Raw genomic sequence first — 20,386 nt, 5'->3', positions numbered from 1 at the left:
GCAATGAGTTATGGCGCAAGTTGAACCGATAAAGGCATTTAACGATAACTATATCTGGGCCATATGTAGTCAACATGAACAACACACTTGGGTGGTCGATCCGGGTCAAAGTCAGCCCGTGTTAACGTTTTTAAAAGCAAACAACCGTCGACTTACAGGTATACTGATCACCCACCATCACTGGGATCATACGGATGGCGTCGCCGAATTGCTGCTACAGTTTCCTGATATTCCCATTTATGGCCCTAAGGATTCAAAGTTTTCCGGTATAACACATCCGCTCTCGCATAATGACAATGTAACTATAGCAGGCATTACATTTAAGGTCGTGGAAACGCCTGGGCATACACTTGACCATATATGTTATACCAATGAGCAGATCACGTTTACTGGTGATACTTTATTTAGCGGGGGGTGTGGCCGCCTTTTTGAAGGCACCGCAGAGCAAATGTGGCACTCGCTAGAGTTGCTGAAGCAGCTACCCGACACTTGCCAGATATACTGTACCCATGAATATACCTTAGCAAACCTTGCCTTTGCTCAAGCGGTAGAGCCAGAAAACCAAATTTTGTCCGATTATATCGCATGGTGCCACCAGCAGCGAGAAAAGGGCTTGCCTACCCTACCCACAACGATGGGAAAAGAGCGCAACGTTAATCCGTTTTTACGTTCAGACCAAGCAAATATCCTGACCCACTTACCCACCGATTTACAGGGTTTATCAGACCAACACTGGCAATCCTTCGCCAAATTAAGGTTATGGAAAGATAACTTTTAATAAAGTGTTTACCACAGCGGACAAGCCGCTGTGGTGTCTAGTGTCCATGGCACATTTAAATTATTTCAAGTGTTAATACTGCTACAAGCCCTATTGTTGAAATATTTTAAACACCTTAAGTAAGAAAAATACGATAACTTCCCAATTAACTCAGATAAAGGTAGAATCGTCGAGTTTTTGCCCGACAAAAAGAGATTTATGAAAAAGCCACTGCTGATAATTGCGATTTTAAGTTTAATCACTGGCTGTGAATTAACACCAACGCAACCCCAAGAAACAGATGTACGTGATCACGCAAGCCCTGCTCAAATTAGTGACGTACTGTCTCATGCCATTCAAGAGCCTATTGAAGCGGACGAACCGCCACCAGTATTTGATGATGTATGGGAAAGGATCCGTTATCAACTGTCCATTCCGGTGCCACAAAACCGTCCCGTGGTGGCAGAAAGAAATTACTATCAGCGCCACCAATCTTATTTGGATCGGATCTCTAAACGCGCAGAACCGTACTTGTACTTTATTGTAGAAGAAGTGGAAAAGCGCCAAATGCCGATTGAAATTGCGCTACTACCAATTGTGGAAAGTGCATTTGACCCATTTGGTTACTCACATCGCAGTGCTTCAGGTATTTGGCAATTTATGCCACAAACTGGTGAACGCTTCGACCTCAAGCAAAATTGGTGGTATGACGGGAGACGCGATATTGTGCAGTCAACTCGTGCAGCATTGGACTACTTAACCTATTTGCACAAAACACTAGATGGTGACTGGTTAAATGCCATTGCAGCCTATAACTCAGGTGAAGGCAGAGTTATGCGAGCGATCAGAAAAAATCGCAAAAAGCACCTGCCCACGGACTTTTGGTCTTTAGATTTACCGCGAGAAACCACGGCTTATGTCCCTAAATTACTGGCACTATCTGATCTTCTATTGCGTCAAGAAGAATTCAAAGTAACTTGGAACAAAATCATCAACGCGCAAGTTGTTGATACCGTAGACGTCGGCACACAAATTGATTTAGCTCTCGCAGCAGATATGGCGGGGATCTCATTAACCGAACTCTATCGTTTAAACCCGGGGTTCAACCGCTGGGCGACGGACCCTAAAGGTCCACATAGTTTATTGTTACCCACAGATAAAATCGCACAGTTTAAGACCAAGTTAGCCAATACACCAATGCAAGAAAGACTGCGCTGGCAATATTACACGGTCAACCGTGGAGACAGCCTGTCAGTCATCGCGAATAAGTTTGATACGAGTCCATCTGCAATTCAAACGCTCAATAAACTTGATAGCCACATCATTCGCGTAGGTCAAAAGTTACTGGTGCCGTTAAGTGAAGGTGAACTGAAAAGCGAGCATTTACCGACGTCAGTGAGAAAAGTCGCCAATAAAGCCCAGAAAAACAAGCACACGCATACTGTAAAAAGTGGTGATACATTATGGGATATTAGCCGAGAGCACGACGTCACCATTAAGCAGTTAGCCGCTTGGAATAAACTCAAGACCAGCGCTGTACTCAAGCTTGGTCAAAAGCTGACCATTTATAAATCACAGCCAAAGACAAAAACTGCGGGGCTCAAAACAATCGAGCGAACAATCACTTACAAAGTACGTAAAGGTGATTCATTGGCACGTATCGCGTCTAAATTTAATGTCACCATCAAAGACATTATTAAGTGGAATAACATCGCTGGACAAAAGTATTTACAACCAGGACAAAAGCTAAAACTCAAAGTAGATGTTAAGCGCGCATAATAAAAAAGGCCTCAGATGAGGCCTTTTTTATTCACGTTCACAATCGTGCTATCCACTGAGTCAACCAAGGTTCTACCGCCTCCCAAGGCTCAAAATATTCACCGGCATCGACATCCAGTCTTGGCTGTACAACATTGGCATTTAATTGCTGAACCAGCGCATCAATTTGACGCCCGGCACCACAATAAGTATCACCATAACTGCGGTCTCCAAGCGCCACTACACCCACACTTTTATTCGTCAACATTGGCATTTGCGCCTGCATTTGAATAAATAACGGATATAAGTTATCAGGAATATCACCTTGCCCAGTCGTCGATGACACAAACAGAGCATGCTCGGCTGACTTTACTTGCTCTAACGTTGCCGGCTCTGCAATGTCGACTTGATGCCCTTGAGCATTTAAATGAGTCTGAATTTGCTCAGCTAAATTCTCTGCATTGCCGTAAACACTGCCTACAAATAAAGTGATTGATGCCATTACTGATAATCCTTCTCCGTTGACGGCCAACCTAGCTGACGGCAAATGTCCAACATTTCCTCACCTAACTTGGCACGAATTAATATAGGTTCATTAGTATAAGGATGGAGAAACTTTAGCTCAGTTGCAAATAACATCAACCTTTGTAGGCCAAAATGATCACGGAAAAAATGATTATGTTTGTTATCACCATGATTTACATCACCGATTATTGGTGTAGATAAGTGATTCAGGTGCCTGCGGATCTGATGTTTTCGACCCGTTTTAGGAAAACACTCTACCAAAGAGTAACGAATACTTGGATATTTACCAAAAGGAATATCCAAGCTTGTTTTGTGTAAACATCTCACAAGGGTCTGCGCCTCCTGAGGCGCTTTATCTTGATCTGCAAATTTATCTGCTATTTTATCCAGCTGCTCTTTTAATGGTTTATCCACAAAGATTTCATCTTTGCTATAGCCTCGTACCAGAGCCAGGTAACGCTTTTGAATTTTGCCTTCAATGAATACTTGATTCATATCTCTGGCCGCTTCAGAACTCAAAGCAAATAATAAGACCCCACTTGTTGGTCTATCCAAACGGTGCACTGGGAATACGTGCTGGCCTAATTGATCTCTGAGCATCTGCATTGCAAATTGAGTTTCTCGTTTATCTAAAAAAGAGCGATGAACGAGCAGGCCTGATGGCTTATTGATGGCCACATAATGTTCGTCTTGATAAATAATTTCTAGCATACTTCACTACGCCCCATGTGAAATGAGCGTATCAATCTCACTTAAACATTTGAATAAAGTTTGCTGATCAGGGTGTTGTGAAAATGCCACATCACACATAGGTGCAATCGCAATATTGGTAGGTAAAGGTACGCCTGTTTCTATCATCGCCTTTATTTTCGGGATAAAGACAAATTGCAGCCATTGCTCAAACCGTAACGTATCACAGCAAAAAGGCTGTACAGACGCCAATGCTTGCTCATCAATCGGCTCAGCTTGCCAAAGTTGAGCATGTTTTAACTGTACTTCTAAATCAGCGAGATGCTGTAAAACCAATTGACTCACTGTCACGCCTCTATTTTCAATATCAAAGTTGGCAGTATACCACTTGTGTCAATTATGCACATTTCCCCAATGTAAATATTGGACTTCAACCTCGCTCCCTCCCCTTACTCCCCGCAGCAAATACCGTTATACTTGTACCCACTGTAATTTTTCGTGAGCAAATAATGACGACACATATTTCTACCTTAGGTGAACTTTTAACTTCAGCAGGCACGCAATGGCGTGTATATGACATTGGTCGTCGCATAACGAAAATAGACAAAAAGCAATTTGACCAAATTGAAAACACGCAGGTCCCTTACCCATACCCTTTAGGTGGACATGCACTTTTGGCAATTCAATTTTGGGATAATCAGGCTACCCTTGACCCCTATGTTTGGTTTTTAAAATTTCCACTGGATGAACAAAGCAAGCTTAACATCGCCAGTAGAGATCACTTTGCATCCATGGTCATAGAAGCACTCGGCACACAGCTGACCGGCGAAGCTGCACAAGGGAAATTAGATAACAACCCATATGTGTATACGCCTAATGCCAACAAATTAGCGGCTTTTAATGCCCTAATGAAATGTGAGCTAAAGCGCCCTGCCTCCACATATTATGAAACTGTAGAGCACTACTTTGCGTCACAGGGGCAAACCGATTGGCAGAGCATCGCGCTGCAAGGTCTTGCTGATTTCGCGATGCGTTTATCACATGGTCAAAATCAGCAAAACCTCATTGCACTTTGGTCAGCTTTACCAGAGCAAGTACAAAGCCCACTAGCCGCGATGCTTGAGCATGTCAGCATTTCAACAGAACTGACTGAGTTTTTACAAATACAATTAAACACGCACCTGTCAGAACACAACTTAACTGGCGCGGTTAACAGCTTTAGAGCCATGTCAGGAAGCCATGGCCTAGGGCTCATTGCACAATCGGTTGATCAACTACTCGCATCATCGCAAAGCCTAGAAGCGGATATTTTATTGACCATTGCTGGGCGAGGTTGGGAAACGCTGACTGATCCAGATAGACTCTACATGTTCATGGATAAAGCCGCTCAAAACAATCAAATAGAGGGAATTTTTGAAAGTATTTTTGCCGATTTGGTTGCAATTCCTATGCTTCGTCCTCATGTCTTAGGTTTACTGAGAGCGCAAAATCGCAGCGACACACTATCAAGGGCAATTGGAAGGCTATTTTCATAAATGATCACACTTTGGCTATTTATACTTATTTTTTCATCATGCGGCTTTTTTTGGTTCAGTCGGCAAATTGCTGAAGCTGCGCGGGATCATGCAACACAACAGAGTGAAAAGCTTAATGTTCAGTTGCTCAGTGTCGCCTGCCAAAAACGTCGTTTAGGTGTCTTAAAGAATGGCCAATTGGGTATTAAAAGTGAGTTCCTGTTTGAGTTTAGCTCAGACAGGGATAACGCTTACAAAGCGACTCTGTATTTAGAAAATCAAACGTTGGTAAAAGTTGATGTGCCACCGCATCGCATCGTTGAATAATTGCATTGAGAAGGTAAAAAAGTGATTTAAAAGAAACTAAGGCGTAACCCTGATTGTCACGCCCCAATCCGACGATGTCCCTTTGAGGTATCCGCTACCTCTGCCTACAACATACAAGCAAGCCGCCAACATTCATCATCCCCTGAACGGGTATACATCCAATCACACCCGATCTTCATCCATGCCTTCATCCTATGTGTATCCTACACTCATTCCCCTTCGCATTGTCCTTGTGCGCTCCAAACTAATCCCTTGACACTTCCTATGCCCGTACATCCTATGTATTCGTCTCCCTTAAACACCTTCTCCTTAGGCTATCCTATCCCTTTCGACATTTCCTATGTCTGCACATCCTGTGCGCTATCCTATGCCATCTTGGCTCCGCTTCGCCTAATCCTCGGCGCTCCTATCCCTTTTGACATTTCCTATGTCTGCACATCCTGTGCGCTATCCTATGCCATCTTGGCTCCGCTTCGCCTAATCCTCGGCGCTCCTATCCCTTTTGACATTTCCTATGTCTGCACATCCTGTGCGCTATCCTATCCCACCTTGGCTCCGCTTCGCCTAATCCTCGGCGCTCCTATCCCTTTTGACATTCCCTATGTCTGCACATCCTGTGCTATATCCCTGCCTCTTGGCTCCTCTTCACTTATTTCCTTAAGCGCTCCGAACATCCCGTGTAAGATTCCGATACCATCCTAGTAGCAATATTTGCTGCTGTATCCTTTTATCCTTCAACACGAATAAGTTTAAGCGAATCAGTGCGAATAAATAGGATATATTCTCAATTAATTTTCTTAAAAATCTTTGCAACAAACAAATAAACAACTAAAAAACAACAACTTAACTAAAAAACAAGGTCATTACCATAAGCGAGTTACTATGAATACGCACAACCATGTAGGAAAAGTCTCACAGTGCTTTTTCCAAATCGTCGGTACGTGCTTTAAACAACAAATCCCCAGATACCGAATTAAACGTGATGTCTTTCACAAGTTGATAGCCATGCGCCTCAAAAAAGTTCACCTGACTCCCTTGTGTCACAAATACCGCCATCCCCGACATGAAGTCATTCTCACGAACCAAAGAATCAAGTGCGTTCAATAAATAATGGCCATAGCCTGAGCCTTGATAGTGGGGATCAACAGCAATAAAAGACAAGAAGTAGTATTCACCTAAATCCCTCAATTGGGCTTTAATAGTGCGCTCTTTATCTATAATTTGCTGAGTCTGCAACACACCCGCGCCCATCATTAATGTCAGTCGCCAATGCCAGCCAAAGCTTTTTTCAATTTCACAGTGAGATGCAAATGCACAGGCCACAGCCACCAAGTTATCCTCTGTATATATTCCTAAAATTGGTTGGCCTGATTTGCCAAACCGAGTTAACTCCTGCCTAACTAAAGCCCTGAGTTTTGCATCATATTTACTTGCGTTCGGTTCATTAAGAATTTCAATTAAAAGTGGATCGGCTCTATACGCTTGGAATAATAAACTGGCAGCGACATGGATATCTTCAGGCTCAATAAACTTGACTGCGACTGAAGGCGCAAGCGCTTGTTCTTCTTTATTCGTCATAATATTCCCTTGTTTATCACTCATGCTGTTGAGCATAAAGTCAATGTATGTACTGTGTTTTTGATTTGATGAATAAATCATCAACAGCTTTACTATAGTTGTAGACATTTTTATCTTCAACGGGGGCCATATGGATAATAGTTACCATTCTCTAAATGCATTATTCGCACAGCTGGGATTAGATAATAGTGACGAGCACATCTCACAGTTTATCGATAACAATAAATTACCGAGTAACACCTTAATTGTTGATGCGCCATTTTGGAATCAAGGACAAAAACACTTTATCGAAGAGTCGCTACGAGAAGATGCTGATTGGAGCGAAATTATTGACACCTTAGATACCTTATTACGATAAGCTTGCCTTGCCGTTGGGCTGAAAGTATAAAAGTGATAGACTAAGCTTTATTTTTTGGTCATTCACTATGCACCCAGCAGCTCAACAAGCCATCAGCATACTACTCGCTGAAGGAAAAACACCCACGGTGGCAACTGTCAAAGCCAAATTGACCGAGCCACTCCCTATGCCCACGATTATCGCGGCGTTGGCCACTTACAAAAATAATCCAGAGGCACTTCAGCATGCAACTGAGCAAAGCTCACCTACATCTTCTGAGCCACAAAGCCAGTTAGATAGGATAGAAGCTAAACTAGATAAGCTGTTGGCGCTTTTGGAAGAGAAGTAACACCATGTTTGTTGTAGATTTAACTTTTGACTGCTATCAAGACACCACGCTTGAAAAAGCAGAGCAAGCAATCAATCGACTTGTCAATGCACTGCGTTTTAACGGCCAAATTATTGGTGATGAATTTCCAACTGTGCTCAAAGATGGCTATTTTATCACACGTGTAATGTGCCCTCTTGAGGACTCGCTGCATCCATTACACCATAGCCCGTTCGTCAAACATGCCATTGAACAATTACAACAAGCAGGACTGTTAGCACCAAAAGTCAAAGTTATTGGCCAAGACATTCACGCTAATGGCGCAGATCAATGCCAAGCCCCGTCCTGTTATATTCTCTACACGACCTATGTGCACACATGCAGCCCACTATACTGTGGTGATGATTTCCAGCCAGTGCCACTTTACAACATCCCTGCTATCGCCAATGGCGACTATAAAGCACTGATCAAATGGCAAGAGGATTGGCAAGCATGTGATCAAATACAGATCAATGGTGCGACCCGCTGTGAGTTTGCAGCGTTAGAAGAAATTACCAGCTTATCTAGTGATTTATCACGCAGAGGCCTCGATCTATCAAAACGCATTCGTTATCTGACTGAAAAGCCAGTCTACTACTATTTATATCGAGTTGGCGGAGAAAGCTTGGAAGCAGAAAGGCAAAGAAAATGCCCAAATTGCGGTGGCAATTGGGCACTGAGTGAGCCTTGGTTTGGTTTATTTGATTTTAAGTGCGATAGCTGTCAATTAGTCTCAAATATTTCTTGGGATTTTCAGTGATCGAAGCTTAAGTTAGCTAAAAACGACTCTATGTCCTTAGCCAATACATGATGTGTTGGCTTTCCTACATACTCTAGGCACACTTCACCACTATTGAGCTTTACTGAAATCAACAAATCATCCCTATCGGTCAAACCAATGAAAACCGTATCATCTTGTTTCAAGCGTCGCTTCATTAATACATGACCTGTAATATTCTGCTGTAAATTCACAAAATCATCGTCATTCCACACCTGTAGCAATTCAATGTCATTACCATCAAACTTCGCTTGGATATTACCAGCATATAACGCCCCATAATAGGCATGCAGTGCAGGTGGAAATGTCACCTCAAGCGCTTTAGCTAGGTCTTCAAGCCCCTGTTGAGGTGTTCTCACAACCGCTTGCCACTGAATGTTACCAGCATTATCGGCATCACCTATCTCACAGCGGCTCGGGTAATTTGGATCATGTTGGATCATAGGCCGGTGCCCATATTGGTGCTCTGTTGCAGCCGCATACTGCTGATGTATTGTTTCCATCAAAGTTGTCAAAGAAGCCATACTGCCATTCTCGTTTTAATTCGCTATAATTCCGACCATTGTAACCACTATTGGTGAAACATGACAGATTACAACAACGCCCCTGAACTTCAGGCTTCACTACTCGGTAAAACGACTGAGTATGCATCTGCGTACGATGCATCGTTATTACATCCTATTGCACGTAAACTAAACCGCGATCAAATTGCAGTAGATGAACAAGCATTGCCATTTAAAGGCGAAGACACTTGGACAGGCTATGAGCTCTCTTGGCTCAACAACAAAGGTAAACCACAAGTCGCTGTGGCAACGTTTGTTTTTCCATGTCAAAGCTCTCATATTGTCGAGTCAAAATCGTTTAAACTGTACTTAAACAGTTTTAATCAAACCCGATTTGAATCAGCCGATGACGTCCATAAACACCTAACAGATGATCTCTCTCGCGCCGCTAACTGCAACGTGACAGTCACTTTATTTGGCCCAGATGAGTACAACTGTCTCCCATTCACTCAACTGCCTGGTGAATGTATTGATGATATAGATGTGAACATTGACACATACAGCCCTGAAGAGGGCATGTTAATGCATGCCAACGAGAACGAAGTGTCTGAAACCCTATATAGCCACTTATTGAAGTCAAACTGCCTTATCACTTCTCAGCCAGATTGGGCAAGCATTGTGATCCGTTATGAAGGTAAACAAGTCTGTAGGGCATCTTTACTTAAGTACTTAATCTCTTTTCGTGATCATAACGAATTTCATGAGCAGTGTGTTGAGCGCATCTACTGCGATCTTCAGCGCGCGCTTCAACCCAGTAAACTTGAAGTATACGCCCGTTACACACGTCGTGGAGGGCTAGATATCAACCCATATCGTTCCAGCGAGCAAAACACCACTGGATTTAACGTGCGCGTTAATAGGCAATAATCAAAAAGTGCCGCATTGCGGCACTTTCTTTTTATATTTATCGTTGTCTTCTAGTCGGTACACTGATAGCACACACATCCACGTAGTTAGGCGTAAACTTAAACCAAGGCTCTGGACGATTTGTTCTTGCAGCCACCAGCTCCTCAAACTCAGCCGAATCTGTCTGTAAATACTCAAACACAGTCTGGTCTTGTGCGGCAATATCACTTAATACATTCACTCCTGTGATTGGGTTAAAAGGCCTATCCTCCACAGCTGTACGCTGTAGCTGCTGCACATGCTGCATGCCCTCCAATACCCGGCCAAACACGGTGATATTGCGATCTAGATAACGTTGCGGAGAAAGTGTGATATAAAATTCTGTACCGCCACTGTTTATTTCATTCCCGCGTGCCATGGCAAACGTTCCCGTACAATGTGTCATCCATGTCTTTGTGCCTCCATGATTTTGCCCCACGGCAAAGCCATTAAGAAAACCAGTACGGATCGCATAGCCATCAGATCCATCTAGCGCCATAATGGGTAATCGTTTATCTGTTTTATAAGACAGCTCTGCATCGATACGTTTATTTGCCAAAACGGGCACTTTGCTATCTGTAGGGTCTCCTCCCTGCGCGACAAAGCCCTCCACAAAACGATATATACTGAGTCCAGCATAAAACCCTTCCTGTGCTAGCAATTTCATATTCTTTGCGTGATTTGGCGCAAGTTGAGTATTGAGTTCAACGTATACATAACCGCTTTCTAGCTCAATTCGAAGCACATTATTATTATCAATTGTTTGCCATACACTGCTTGGGGCGGTGTTAATAATTTCAGCGGGAGCACGCACAGGCGTTTCAGGCTCCTCTTTCTGCTGCATACACCCTGTCAGCAATACAGCTGTACTCAATACAATAGAACTCGCTTTTATCATGTTACTTTTTATACCATAACTGTGGATTATCTGTAGGTGCACTCGGTGGCAAACGACGGTTTTTCAGTTCAATCAGCTTGCGCTTTTCCAGTGACAGGTCGTTAATTAGTTTCGCAAAATGAAGCGAAAATAATTTATCAAATTGGCCATCTTTTAAAGCCTTATCCAATCCGCTTTGCAACGCTGAATACAGTTCATGATCTTCTTTATCAACAAAAAAATAAACGGCCGATGGGTAGTAAAGTAGTAGCTGCTGTTCGGCGAATGTCTTATACCCTCGCAAAATATCAGGCAACTCCAATACACTGATTGGTATCGCATCAAAGCGATCTGATTTAAGCATATTAAGCGCACCAGATAGGGTATGAAATGCATTTACAGAGAGTTTATTATCAACAAAAATATCATGATCAGGCCAATCATGCCTCAGCCCATAGTGAAATGACTGCAGCTGTGAAATGTGGCTTAAATTTGAAAACCGACGCTGTTGTGACTCATTAATGAGCAAAATACGATAACCGAGTAACCCTTTTACAATCGGAAACCGAATAGCACGGGCCATATTTTCTCTTTCAAAGCTGGTTACAGACCAAAAAATATCAATGCCGTTTTCTTTACCTAACAATCGAATTGCGCGGCTTTGTGTAGGAATATTCTTTATGTATGTTAGTTCGTACGGCGCTTTTTCATAAGATAAAGCCAGTTCGATTAATTCTAAAACATAAGGATGAGCTCCATCTGTTACCCTCACATACTTCGTGTCTGCTGCAAACGTTGTGCAACAAAACAATGCAACGAGCAAATAGCTCAAATAGCGCATTAATCACCCCAATCAAACTTATACAACAGATCAATACTATCATATAGACCACTAGTCGCTTCTATGTAAAGCTTTGAAAATATTCGATAACGTACTGCAATCTCGCTCAGCGAAGCAAACACCCCGACTCGATAGCTAACTTGTACGCTCGGTGTAATGTAACCTGAAAGCTCTACCTGTGTATCGTCACCACTTCCTTTTGCTGCTAAATTAATATCTCTCAATCCTAACTTTTTTCCAGCTTTTGTAAACAGTCCTTTACTTTTATCAATCCCTTTCGCAAGTAAAAACTGTGCTAGTAGCGTATTACTTGAGCCATCGCTCGCGCCAAGAGGTTCGCCATTTAATAAATACTCTAACGCCCGTGCTTGATCCAAAGCCGGCTCTGAAAAAATGGTTAAGTGCGGCGATGTGACACTGCCCGTTGCCATTACCCCGGCAATCACGTCATTGGCTGTCGTATCAGGGTTACGAATTGCACGTATATTCAAATACGGCTTATCCGGTGCGCCATTGAAACCTAGCAGCCCTTGCTCAATGATGAGATCTTGACCAAATGCCGTAAACTTCCCTTCCCGCAAAGAGACTTCTCCCCCCATTAATAGTGCATTACCAGATTGGCGCTCAATATCCAATGCGCCAGTCAAATAGGCATCGAGCCCAAGCGCTGAGATCCGCACATCATCGAGCAATTTAATATCAACATCAGTTTGGTAATCAACAAAGAGCTCGTCATCCTTAGTTGCAAGGTCATCAACAATCACTTGATCATCACTCACCAATACAGCCCCCTCCGGCAGTGTATCAAGGGTAAATCGTGCAAACGGGATCACGACCTCCCCAGCCAAGTCGAGTAGCTGCCGTTCATACTTAACCGTTAAGTCTGGTGAGATAGCCACTTGTACCCCAGACATCGGAGTCAACAACAGTTCTCTGCCCTTCATATTCGCATTAAACTGCAAGCCAGATTGCCAATTAATATCCCCTGCCAACTGCCCCATGCCTTCTTGAGGTGTTTTTAAGTCTCCTAACACTTTAACTTGGCGATCTATGAAATCAGCTGAGAGGTTTAGCTGTGTTACCTGTAATGGCAAATAACTAGACTGTACACTGATTTGTTTCGCCCTCAGCTGACCAGAAAAAATAGGATCGAGCACATCACCAGAAAAATTGACACGGCCATCGATCTCACCTGTTAAATCAATGTCGGGCCATGTGAGAGTGCGTGCATGTGGGGTAAACTCATGTAGATTTACCCCATCAATCTCAATGTACCCCGATGCGTGCTTTTCTTGCTGCAAATCCGCAAATGACAGCTCACCTTTAAACAGTCCTAATTTTTCAAATTCAACATGCCATTGTGTTTGTAACTGATCCATCGTGCCGCTAGCCGATACTTTGAACTCATCTATATTCATTGTCCTAGCTGGTAACCCACCAGTATTCTGCACGACTTCATCTGAGGGTACGATGGTGATACGCGCTTGGTTCACTTGAAGTTGGCTATTGAAATCGTCAATATCACCTTTTAATACACTCACGTTTGCATGGCCATTAAGCTCACCATCGAGGGTTACGCCATTACCAATCCACTTTTGTGTGTCCTGCAAAGCTATATGCTCTAAACGTAATTGGGCATCGCCCTGCTGCTCACTCACCTGAGCTTTAAGGCATGCTTGACCTTGATTAAACCGCCAGCAGTGATCTGCGATCGCTAATTGTGCCAAGCCCACTTTAAGCGAAACAGGTTCTGCTAACTCGCCATTAAGCGCATCAAACTCAAATGTACTTTGTTCTACTTGTCCTCGCCAAATGTCTTTATCAATGTGACCTGATACGTTTGCCGAAAATGAGCGTTGCATATTACCAAACACAATTGATGCATCGTGCGCGGCACGATCTCCCCGAAGTTCAAACCGTAGCTTCGCATTATTAAGCTGACTAAAATCAACATCAGAAGCATACAATTCAATATTACTTTGATAGTTATTTTTACTATCTAATTGCGCGACAATATTGCCTTGCTGCAATGAAAAGTCAGCAGTACTTATTTGATCTATTGCCAAGTTGAGATCAATAAACGGTTCAAACACACTGCCCACAACTTTGACATGTCCACCCAGTACTGCATTAACGGGCAACACGGTATTTGCACTATGATTGATGTTGGCCTGCAACTTTAAATCAACTTCTTCAGCTAAGCTCCCTGTCACCTTAATTGAACTATTCCCATACTGTACTTCCGCGCGCTTTAACTTACCGATGTATTGATCATTCACATCACCACTGATTGAAATATTCAATGGCATATCTGCAATTACCCCGTGTAGATCGAGTTCATTTATCTTCATCAACCAGCTGTCTTCAAGCGATGAAAGCGCAACATCGTATTGACCGGATAGCGCTGCGCTGCGCTTCAGGCCAAGGTTTGGTAGAGGCAGCTCAAATAACGCCCCCTGTGCGTTTGCCTGTAAACCATTTTGCCATGATATTTGTCCTGCTAATTCAGTGAAAGCTTCCCCCATCGCAATACGCGAGCTCTCTACTTTTAACTGGGATAAACTCCCCAACGCAGCAGCCTCTATCGATACCCGTTCCGAACGGCCTAATGACTCAGAAGCATCTATCGTGCCTTTCACTTGCGCGCGATAGTTATTTAAGTCACCATCACTTACAATTGTGAATTGAGTCAACTCCCCCACCTCGGCTATCGCGGCATTTGATAATTGCGCCTCTACCTGATAGGGCCAATTTAGGGCAGTTGGTGATATCTGTAAATCCAACTTCGCATCAACATGACCAGACGCCCGCCCATGCAGCGACAATTGATCCATATTCCCCTTCACAACCATAACGGCAGCCCCCGCAGGCATACCAAATCCCGCAACCCCCTCAACACGGTACGTACCCAAATTAACATGCAAGTCGATATACGAAGAAAAGTCTTGATGCGTCAGCTCAAATTGCTCAATTTGAACTAATTGGTGATCAACCTTCATTGCAAGACTCAGCTCATTGAGCTCTATTGGCTGTTGTTCAGGTGCTAAATACATAAACCTCGATAACAGCACCTTATTTACGTCAAGGTTAAGCGGGAAAAAGATGTCAGGGAGCACCATAGGTGCCAGTTGCTCTGGTATATTCAACTCGTTATTCACGGATGCTTGTACTGACTTAACTTCCACTGACTGTGCGCTCAACTGCGACACATTTAACTTGTCACCTTTACCCAGCGCCGTAAATTCGAAGTCATCCACCACCAACGCCATATTGGCAGTATCCACATCAATTGTCTCAATTGACAACGTTTCAATACCTATCGACACAGGTAATGACAGATAACTATTGGTTTGTTCATTAACGCTACCGGAGGTAGGTGAATCAACACTTTCGTCCTTTGTCGAGGATGCTCCAGCAACAGAAACCTTGATACCTGTGCTTTTTAAGCTGATACACAAGGTCGCGCAATCAAACCACCTCACTGTCAAACGCATATCATTAATCGATATAGATACCCCCTGCGTCTCATAGCTAATATTAGTTAGCCCGCCAGAGAGGAGCCTTCCTGAATCCAGTGCAACGTGTAACCCCGGAACCCAACTTGTCACTAGGGCTATCGCCACTCGGTTACCTAAGTGCGTTTTTATTAACAAAAGCAGAAGCAAAATTATGCAGCTGAGTACTGCCACCCACTTGCGCTTTAATACGGAAAAAACATCAAACTGATTCACTATATCTCTGGCCCTATCACAATACTCAACCGTGTACTTTTACTGGGCTTACTCAGCCCCCAAGCATGGTCTACACGAACAGGACCAAATGGCGTAATATAGCGAAAGCCAAATCCAGCCCCCACAGACCACCTCTCTTCAAAATCGTTGGTTGCCGTGCCAGCATCTACAAATATGGCTGCACGCCAGTTTGGTAAAAACTGATAGTTGTATTCAGAACTTGCCGTGACTAAATATTTTGCACCTAATAACTCGCCTTGTGGGCCTTTTGGAGAAATCGATTGAAATGCAAAGCCCCGTATACTTTGATCACCCCCAGCAAAAAAGCGCATATTGAGCGGTGTGCCATCAAACTCTTTCGCAACTAATGCGCCTAACTCCGCTCTGAGTAAAATTAAATGTCGGGCTTTATAGCTCCTAAGCCAAGCTTGTTTCCAACGAACTTTTGTCAATGAGGTTGATGAGATAACACTTTTATGTGCAACTTCAATTGTAAATAGCTGCTCACTTCCCCAAAAAGGAGTCATGCCCCCTTTGCTCCTTTTTCGTGCATAACTCACTCCGGGTAATAACATTTCAGTGTCGAGTAACAGTCCTGTTTGCTCACTTCGTTCATGTTCTCGCTTCAAAAATGCAGTTCTAACCCAGCCACTGTCAAATACCCATTGGCGCTGTAACTGGACATTCCATGCGGTGAGTTTCACTCCCTCCGTCAAGTCATCTTGTAATTGATAGCCACCTAATACACGCCAAAGATCATCATTAGGATCGCCAACCGGAATTGTATATGCACTGGTTATATCTTGTTTTCGTTCAGACAAATTCAGATCTGTTTCAAATGAGTGCCCAAATTGATTCACCCATGGCCTTTTCCATTTGAATCTAAACTTTGCATCAAGATCGGTGCTGTAACCTCCACCAACTTCAAAGCTATTGGCAGGTCTATCTGTCACGTCGACTCGAATAGGGACTTTTCCTTTATGACGTTCTTTTAACAATGGGTAAACGGTCACACTGGCAAAATAAGGCGTCTCATTTAATGCAATACTGTAATCGCTCAATTTTTTTGCATCATACTCGGTATTTTGATCAAATGTCGCCAACTCTGTGATAAAGCGAGCCGCTTTTGACTGCCCTGATAGTTTTAATTCGCCGAACATATATCTTGGGCCCGACTCTAAATATAATTTCGCTGCACCTTGCTTCAAAGCTTGATTAATCTCTAATCGACTTTCTTGCCATATAAAATCAAAATATCCCCGCTCCAGTAAGATACTCTCTATTTGATTTTTTGCAGCACCGTATAGATCATGGCTGATTTCATCACCGACTTTAATCGGCAGTGTCTTTAAAAACGTTTGTATAACCGGATCCGTGCCGGCTGCACCAAGAAGACGTACGTCCACACTGTGCCAGCGAAAAGGGGGAGCAAGTGCCACCTGCACGCTTAATTGTTGTGAATGACTAGAGAACTCAATCTCAGTGCTAAATTCATAATAACCCAAGGCTTGAAGCGCCAAGCGGACATCCGCATTCATCGCCTTTTTTTGACGATGGGAGAACACCTTGCTTTGATATTTTTTTAAATATAATGCGATATTTTCATCGACCTGCTCATTTTCAGAGTGTACCTCAATGGCTTCAATGAGCAGCTGTTCACTCGCATATGCAGGGTGAATAGAGGCAAGTAGAATAATCAAATAAAGAATAATACGTGGCACACAAACCCTTTTAATTTAACTTTCAGTACACAGTGGTCAAATTAAACACCACAAGACATTCAAACTATCACAGGCAATCCCCATTTCTCGACAAAAATTTACCAATGACGCTTTTTATTTCAGCTAGGATAACGGACAATAAGCACAATTTTACTAATTGAGTGATGATATGCAATTTCCAAATGATGACAATGGTCAGCTGTTATCTGAGATCGCAGCCGCTGGTATCGATCTGTCGCAAATGCAAAAAATTGATTTTTATATATTATTTGAGCAAAAGAATAATGCTGAGCAATTCATTGATGCCATAAGTAAAGATGACTTGGCACCACAAACCAAATTAGGAAAATGTCCTGATACAGGTGTTTGGGAAGTATTAACCACTGTGACCATGGTGCCTGCACATGAATTACTTAACCAAACAGAGCAATACTTAGAATCAATCGCAAATGGACACGAAGGTTATGGCGACGGCTGGGGCCTGATGGCGGAAGAAGAGTGAATCAGTTAAGTCGCAGCTAACGCGAGCTGCGACTTCGCCCTACGCTTCAATCAGCTTTTATCCGCAACTCTAAATCCACCCTTATAATCAAAAATCTTTTCAATGATTTGCCAGCCATATTTTTTATGTTGCTTAGCAATAACAAAGTCTGGAGCATTTAAAGTTGTGATATCCACCTCATTTACGCTATTCCATTTCCCAACTTGCTCAGCGGTTTTAAGTCGTTTGGCAAAGCTTTTATGAAAATAGAATCTACTTCCTTTATTACTAAAGTCGTAAACCTCGCTGGCATCTGCTCCATCTTCATCAAAATAAGTCACTTTCAGCACTTCTGATTTAATGACTTCTGCCGTCATACCACAACACCGTATAACCAATGCATTTTTTAGATTCAGTGCATCACGAAGTTTATCGTCAGGATCAGCCATCACCTCTCCACAACTCAAACACTGCCTCGCTGCAATATCATTTTCTGCACCACAATGGTCGCACTCTTTGAACCTAAATCGATAGTCACACTGAACAGACTCACCCTCAGCTTCATTTTCTAATACACCTTGGCAGCGCCTTCCATAGTGCTCTAACAGCTTACCTTGTTCATCTAGCTTGCCCCAGAATGTGTTAGCAAACCCACAGCCTGGACATACTACTTGTACCGGTTCACTGTCTGGGTTCGGTTTCACCGTACCCACTTCAGGATGAAAAAGGTCAAACGCATTGCCCGCGTAGTCAATCACCAAGCAATCTTTTTTACCTTTATCTAAACGCAGTCCCCTACCCACTATCTGCTGGTATAAACTTACCGATTCGGTCGGTCTCAATATGGCAATAAAATCGACATGAGGGGCATCAAATCCAGTTGTCAATACAGATACATTTACGAGAAACTTAATTTCCTTATTTTTAAATCGTGTAATAATATTATCGCGCAGCTTATTGTCCGTATCACCGATCACCAGCTCGGTTTCGGCACTTGGCAAATAACGAACAATTTCTTTGGCATGTAATACCGTTGCAGCAAATATCATGACACCTTGACGAGACTCAGCCTCATTTAACACATGCTCAATAATACTTTTTGTAGCACGTGTGTGCGTGCTCAGCAGGCTATTCATATCACTTTCACTATATCGCCCAAAACTGTCAGGTTTTAATGCACCAAAGTCATAATTTTCTATTGCTGGATCTATTTTTTTAGGAGGAGTCAGATATTCATTACTGATCATGTAGCGTAGTGGTAATTCATATATGCATTTATTAAATGGACTGTCTTTTTCACCACGGACAAAGCCATGATAATGTTCACGGTATATCCAACCTAAGCCGAGTCGATAAGGTGTTGCGGTTAAGCCTAACAATTTAAGATCAGCATTAAACTCTCTTAAACGTTTCATTACCTGCATATATTGACTATCTTCTTCACCACTGACGCGATGACATTCATCAATAATAACTAGTGAGTAAAAAGTATTTAGCAACTCTAAATTTCGAGCCAAAGATTGAACCGATGCAAAAGTGACCTGTTGGTCTAATTCTTTTTTATTTAAGCCTGCTGAAAATATGCTCGCCTTGAGGCCATAACTCTCATATTTCTGAGCATTCTGTTCAACCAGCTCTTTCACATGGGTTAGCACTAAAATTTTTCGTTTCGCCACTCTCGCTAATTCAGCAATAACCAAACTTTTTCCTGCACCAGTCGGCAGTACAATCACAGCTGGTTTGCTACTTTTTCTAAAATGCGCAATCGTGTTTTCGACAGCTTCTTTTTGATAGGGCCTAAGCGTGTAAATAACGCACCTCATCTAACCTCTCAGTGAAGGTTGAGAGTATATCATCGTTCTTGTTTAAGAGACCATGCACTCTAAGTTATACATCATATAGAGTTTATATTTACCCTTCCAAATATACCCATTAAAGGTACGATTTAATATACTTGTTATTAAAATAGGTAATTAAATTAATCAAGAGAAAAGAAAACTTTAATGTATCGGATAAAGTATTCAAAGCGACACAGTACAAGCCTGTAAAAAAACTCAGCTTGTCATTAAAATAAAAACAGGTGAGGTAACTAAGCTACCTCACCTGCTAAAACGAATAGTTCCTTTCGATTTAGATATTGATTTAAAATATTTTATAATTATATCTTATAATCATCTAAATTTACATTTGCGAACGCTTTCGGTGTTTTACCACGTCCTGTCCACTCATGTACTTTACCATCGATTTCAATTCGATATTTTGGACTGACTTTGCTGCGCTTGTCCGTAGCACCAGAACCAACTAAGTCATCTAGCGTTAATCCTTTCTCTTTTAGTAGAGCTAGTACTTCCTCCTTCGCTTGCGCTTGCTCCTGTTGTTGAGCAATTGCTTCTTGAAGTAATTCATGAGCTTTAGTTAGATCACTGAAGCTAGCATTTTTAATAAAAGATTTTATTTCACGCATTAGATTTCTCTCACAAAGTGTTGATTACAATTTTCATTGAAGTATTAAAAAACTCTAATACTGAGAGTATATTATATTTATATATTTTCAAATTAATAGACATTATTTTAATCAAAATATAAATTACTAAAAATAGGTACAAGTTAACCATTAACAAAAACAGCATTAATTTTTTTCAATGTCATTGTATAA

General features: G+C 42.3%; 20 protein-coding genes. 9 read left to right on the top strand and 11 right to left on the bottom strand.

Annotated features, from left to right (window positions below; translation table 11 throughout):
- Window positions 1–10: 10 nt before the first annotated feature.
- Window positions 11–778 carry a hydroxyacylglutathione hydrolase gene (gloB, locus tag JF50_RS05510; protein ID WP_039608457.1) on the top strand — a complete coding sequence of 256 codons (768 nt, stop codon included), beginning with the start codon at window positions 11–13 and terminating at the stop codon, window positions 776–778.
- A 198-nt stretch (window positions 779–976) separates the two neighbouring features.
- The gene (locus JF50_RS05505; RefSeq protein ID WP_039608456.1) at window positions 977–2,536 is read left to right on the top strand and encodes a lytic transglycosylase; all 1,560 of its coding nucleotides are present in this window, start codon (window positions 977–979) and stop codon (window positions 2,534–2,536) included.
- A gap of 37 nt (window positions 2,537–2,573) precedes the next feature.
- Here the strand turns inward: JF50_RS05505 and JF50_RS05500 are convergent, their stop codons facing one another.
- The 3 genes from JF50_RS05500 to JF50_RS05490 are packed head-to-tail and all read right to left on the bottom strand — an operon-like array spanning window position 2,574 to window position 4,075.
- Window positions 2,574–3,017, bottom strand: a complete 444-nt coding sequence (locus JF50_RS05500) for a flavodoxin (protein ID WP_039608455.1) — start codon at window positions 3,015–3,017, stop codon at window positions 2,574–2,576.
- Window positions 3,017–3,751, bottom strand: a complete 735-nt coding sequence (gene truC / locus JF50_RS05495; protein ID WP_039608454.1) for a tRNA pseudouridine(65) synthase TruC — start codon at window positions 3,749–3,751, stop codon at window positions 3,017–3,019. The genes JF50_RS05500 and truC overlap by 1 nt, the downstream gene beginning before the upstream one ends.
- 6 nt (window positions 3,752–3,757) lie before the next feature.
- The gene (locus JF50_RS05490; protein ID WP_152614464.1) at window positions 3,758–4,075 is read right to left on the bottom strand and encodes a YqcC family protein; all 318 of its coding nucleotides are present in this window, start codon (window positions 4,073–4,075) and stop codon (window positions 3,758–3,760) included.
- Window positions 4,076–4,239: 164 nt separating this feature from the next.
- On the opposite strand from JF50_RS05490, the gene JF50_RS05485 reads away from it, so the two are divergent.
- The gene (locus JF50_RS05485) at window positions 4,240–5,265 is read left to right on the top strand and encodes a DUF3549 family protein (protein WP_039608452.1); all 1,026 of its coding nucleotides are present in this window, start codon (window positions 4,240–4,242) and stop codon (window positions 5,263–5,265) included.
- Entirely contained in the window at window positions 5,266–5,571 is a 306-nt protein-coding gene (locus tag JF50_RS05480; protein ID WP_039608451.1) for a DUF3301 domain-containing protein, read from the top strand. It abuts the gene before it with no gap.
- Between the two features lie 912 nt (window positions 5,572–6,483).
- Here JF50_RS05480 and JF50_RS05475 read toward each other — a convergent pair.
- The gene (locus JF50_RS05475) at window positions 6,484–7,149 is read right to left on the bottom strand and encodes a GNAT family N-acetyltransferase (protein ID WP_039608837.1); all 666 of its coding nucleotides are present in this window, start codon (window positions 7,147–7,149) and stop codon (window positions 6,484–6,486) included.
- 130 nt (window positions 7,150–7,279) lie between these two features.
- On the opposite strand from JF50_RS05475, the gene JF50_RS05470 reads away from it, so the two are divergent.
- The 3 genes from JF50_RS05470 to JF50_RS05460 all read left to right on the top strand — a co-directional run bounded on the left by JF50_RS05470 (window position 7,280) and on the right by JF50_RS05460 (window position 8,613).
- Entirely contained in the window at window positions 7,280–7,507 is a 228-nt protein-coding gene (locus tag JF50_RS05470; RefSeq protein ID WP_039608450.1) for a DUF2789 domain-containing protein, read from the top strand.
- A 67-nt stretch (window positions 7,508–7,574) separates the two neighbouring features.
- Window positions 7,575–7,835: a hypothetical protein gene (locus JF50_RS05465; protein WP_039608449.1), complete on the top strand. Its 261-nt coding sequence runs from the start codon at window positions 7,575–7,577 to the stop codon at window positions 7,833–7,835.
- A gap of 4 nt (window positions 7,836–7,839) precedes the next feature.
- Window positions 7,840–8,613: a Zn-ribbon-containing protein gene (locus JF50_RS05460; protein ID WP_039608448.1), complete on the top strand. Its 774-nt coding sequence runs from the start codon at window positions 7,840–7,842 to the stop codon at window positions 8,611–8,613.
- Here JF50_RS05460 and syd read toward each other — a convergent pair.
- Window positions 8,607–9,155, bottom strand: coding sequence for a SecY-interacting protein (syd, locus tag JF50_RS05455; RefSeq protein ID WP_039608447.1), 549 nt, complete (start codon window positions 9,153–9,155; stop codon window positions 8,607–8,609). The two genes, JF50_RS05460 and syd, sit on opposite strands and share 7 nt — an antisense overlap.
- A gap of 60 nt (window positions 9,156–9,215) precedes the next feature.
- Here syd and queF point away from each other — a divergent pair, with 60 nt between their 5' ends.
- Window positions 9,216–10,061 (top strand): NADPH-dependent 7-cyano-7-deazaguanine reductase QueF, encoded by an 846-nt coding sequence (gene queF / locus JF50_RS05450; RefSeq protein ID WP_039608446.1) that lies wholly within the window; start codon window positions 9,216–9,218, stop codon window positions 10,059–10,061.
- Window positions 10,062–10,098: 37 nt separating this feature from the next.
- On the opposite strand, the gene JF50_RS05445 is transcribed toward queF, so the two are convergent.
- The 4 genes from JF50_RS05445 to JF50_RS05430 form a co-directional block, all read right to left on the bottom strand.
- On the bottom strand, window positions 10,099–10,977 hold the full coding sequence (locus JF50_RS05445) for a peptidylprolyl isomerase (RefSeq protein WP_200890377.1): 879 nt from the start codon (window positions 10,975–10,977) through the stop codon (window positions 10,099–10,101).
- Between the two features lies 1 nt (window position 10,978).
- Window positions 10,979–11,797, bottom strand: a complete 819-nt coding sequence (locus JF50_RS05440) for a transporter substrate-binding domain-containing protein (protein ID WP_052262137.1) — start codon at window positions 11,795–11,797, stop codon at window positions 10,979–10,981.
- Window positions 11,797–15,420 (bottom strand): translocation/assembly module TamB domain-containing protein, encoded by a 3,624-nt coding sequence (locus JF50_RS05435; protein ID WP_152614463.1) that lies wholly within the window; start codon window positions 15,418–15,420, stop codon window positions 11,797–11,799. Before JF50_RS05435 ends, JF50_RS05440 begins: the two co-directional genes overlap by 1 nt.
- A 107-nt stretch (window positions 15,421–15,527) precedes the next feature.
- Window positions 15,528–17,249 (bottom strand): outer membrane protein assembly factor, encoded by a 1,722-nt coding sequence (locus tag JF50_RS05430; protein WP_052262136.1) that lies wholly within the window; start codon window positions 17,247–17,249, stop codon window positions 15,528–15,530.
- 169 nt (window positions 17,250–17,418) lie between these two features.
- Here JF50_RS05430 and JF50_RS05425 point away from each other — a divergent pair, with 169 nt between their 5' ends.
- Window positions 17,419–17,751 (top strand): ribonuclease E inhibitor RraB, encoded by a 333-nt coding sequence (locus JF50_RS05425; RefSeq protein ID WP_039608444.1) that lies wholly within the window; start codon window positions 17,419–17,421, stop codon window positions 17,749–17,751.
- A 50-nt stretch (window positions 17,752–17,801) separates the two neighbouring features.
- On the opposite strand, the gene JF50_RS05420 is transcribed toward JF50_RS05425, so the two are convergent.
- Window positions 17,802–19,553 (bottom strand): DEAD/DEAH box helicase, encoded by a 1,752-nt coding sequence (locus JF50_RS05420; RefSeq protein ID WP_039608443.1) that lies wholly within the window; start codon window positions 19,551–19,553, stop codon window positions 17,802–17,804.
- 335 nt (window positions 19,554–19,888) lie between these two features.
- Complete coding sequence (locus tag JF50_RS05415; RefSeq protein ID WP_039608442.1) at window positions 19,889–20,194, bottom strand: H-NS histone family protein; 306 nt, start codon at window positions 20,192–20,194, stop codon at window positions 19,889–19,891.
- Window positions 20,195–20,386: the final 192 nt, after the last annotated feature.

The sequence above is a fragment of the Pseudoalteromonas luteoviolacea genome (genome assembly GCF_000814765.1).
In the GTDB taxonomy this organism is placed as follows: Bacteria; Pseudomonadota; Gammaproteobacteria; order Enterobacterales; family Alteromonadaceae; genus Pseudoalteromonas; species Pseudoalteromonas luteoviolacea_H.
Note: the sequence above shows the minus strand (reverse complement) of the source record. Positions and strands in the feature narration are given on the sequence as shown.

What these genes read in the sequence shown, in the direction of transcription:
- gloB (WP_039608457.1), top strand. Translation starts at nt 11, where the DNA reads ATGGCGCAAGTTGAACCGATAAAGGCATTTAACGATAACTATATCTGG.
- JF50_RS05505 (WP_039608456.1), top strand. Translation starts at nt 977, where the DNA reads ATGAAAAAGCCACTGCTGATAATTGCGATTTTAAGTTTAATCACTGGC.
- JF50_RS05500 (WP_039608455.1), bottom strand. Translation starts at nt 3,017, where the DNA reads ATGGCATCAATCACTTTATTTGTAGGCAGTGTTTACGGCAATGCAGAG.
- truC (WP_039608454.1), bottom strand. Translation starts at nt 3,751, where the DNA reads ATGCTAGAAATTATTTATCAAGACGAACATTATGTGGCCATCAATAAG.
- JF50_RS05485 (WP_039608452.1), top strand. Translation starts at nt 4,240, where the DNA reads ATGACGACACATATTTCTACCTTAGGTGAACTTTTAACTTCAGCAGGC.
- JF50_RS05480 (WP_039608451.1), top strand. Translation starts at nt 5,266, where the DNA reads ATGATCACACTTTGGCTATTTATACTTATTTTTTCATCATGCGGCTTT.
- JF50_RS05475 (WP_039608837.1), bottom strand. Translation starts at nt 7,149, where the DNA reads ATGACGAATAAAGAAGAACAAGCGCTTGCGCCTTCAGTCGCAGTCAAG.
- JF50_RS05470 (WP_039608450.1), top strand. Translation starts at nt 7,280, where the DNA reads ATGGATAATAGTTACCATTCTCTAAATGCATTATTCGCACAGCTGGGA.
- JF50_RS05465 (WP_039608449.1), top strand. Translation starts at nt 7,575, where the DNA reads ATGCACCCAGCAGCTCAACAAGCCATCAGCATACTACTCGCTGAAGGA.
- JF50_RS05460 (WP_039608448.1), top strand. Translation starts at nt 7,840, where the DNA reads ATGTTTGTTGTAGATTTAACTTTTGACTGCTATCAAGACACCACGCTT.
- syd (WP_039608447.1), bottom strand. Translation starts at nt 9,155, where the DNA reads ATGGCTTCTTTGACAACTTTGATGGAAACAATACATCAGCAGTATGCG.
- queF (WP_039608446.1), top strand. Translation starts at nt 9,216, where the DNA reads ATGACAGATTACAACAACGCCCCTGAACTTCAGGCTTCACTACTCGGT.
- JF50_RS05445 (WP_200890377.1), bottom strand. Translation starts at nt 10,977, where the DNA reads ATGATAAAAGCGAGTTCTATTGTATTGAGTACAGCTGTATTGCTGACA.
- JF50_RS05440 (WP_052262137.1), bottom strand. Translation starts at nt 11,797, where the DNA reads ATGCGCTATTTGAGCTATTTGCTCGTTGCATTGTTTTGTTGCACAACG.
- JF50_RS05425 (WP_039608444.1), top strand. Translation starts at nt 17,419, where the DNA reads ATGCAATTTCCAAATGATGACAATGGTCAGCTGTTATCTGAGATCGCA.
- JF50_RS05420 (WP_039608443.1), bottom strand. Translation starts at nt 19,553, where the DNA reads ATGAGGTGCGTTATTTACACGCTTAGGCCCTATCAAAAAGAAGCTGTC.
- JF50_RS05415 (WP_039608442.1), bottom strand. Translation starts at nt 20,194, where the DNA reads ATGCGTGAAATAAAATCTTTTATTAAAAATGCTAGCTTCAGTGATCTA.